The organism is Treponema endosymbiont of Eucomonympha sp. (assembly GCF_001028545.1).
The window spans coordinates 1-735 of sequence record NZ_BBPW01000332.1; the positions used below are offsets into that span (position 1 = coordinate 1).

Consider the following 735-nt stretch of genomic DNA (forward strand, 5'->3'; position numbering starts at 1 on the left):
CCCGCGAACGGCGTGCGGTCCGGGTTCACCACGTTGCAGAACAAGCGCACCACCCGTCCTTGCTGGGGACGCCACGGAAGGACGGCAAGCGTGTCGGAGTCGGGCGACAGATACAAATCGGCGGCGTTCATGCCCGCAAACCCCCGCACCGACGCCGCATTAAACGAAATGCCCGACTCAAAGGCGTGCTCCAGCTCGTTGGACATTATCGACACGCTTTTGACAAAGCCCAAAATATCGGTGAAAAACAGCTTGATGAATTTGACATCGTTCTCCGCAGTGTATTGCAAGACGTGTTTTCGGGTATACTTCATTTTGTCCTTCTGCACAGATTGTATCTTAAAATGCGGATAGCGGCAATTGCGAAACTGCGCTTGCCTATTTGCCGAGACGGCTTTCCGCAGTTAAAAAAAACCGCTATACTCCCCATATGGTCATAGCTATCGACGGTCCGGCAGGGTCGGGAAAAAGCACGGTTGCCAAACGGATTGCAGGGATTTTAGGGTATGCGTTTCTGAATTCAGGGAGCTTTTATCGCGGCATAACGTTGCTTGCGCTCCGTAATGCGATTAATCCGACTGACGAGCAGGCGCTCACTGCGCTTGCGAAAAGCCTTTCTATAGAATACGCACATTCGTGTCTCGTGATAAACGGCGAGGATGTTGAAGATAAGTTGCATTCTGACGCAGTCGACGCACAGGTGTCCGCCGTATCTGCGGTTGTGCCGCTCCGCCG

2 protein-coding genes are annotated in these 735 nt (G+C 53.2%); one reads left to right on the forward strand and one right to left on the reverse strand.

Going from position 1 to position 735, the window contains the following annotated elements; all coding sequences use genetic code 11:
• Positions 1-329 (reverse strand): glutamine synthetase beta-grasp domain-containing protein (locus AWU74_RS06895; RefSeq protein ID WP_238580222.1); only part of this gene is annotated, 329 nt, incomplete at its 3' end.
• A gap of 101 nt (positions 330-430) precedes the next feature.
• Between AWU74_RS06895 and AWU74_RS06900 the strand changes: the two genes are divergently transcribed.
• A partial coding sequence (locus tag AWU74_RS06900; protein ID WP_187150917.1) for a (d)CMP kinase occupies positions 431-735 on the forward strand: 305 nt, incomplete at its 3' end.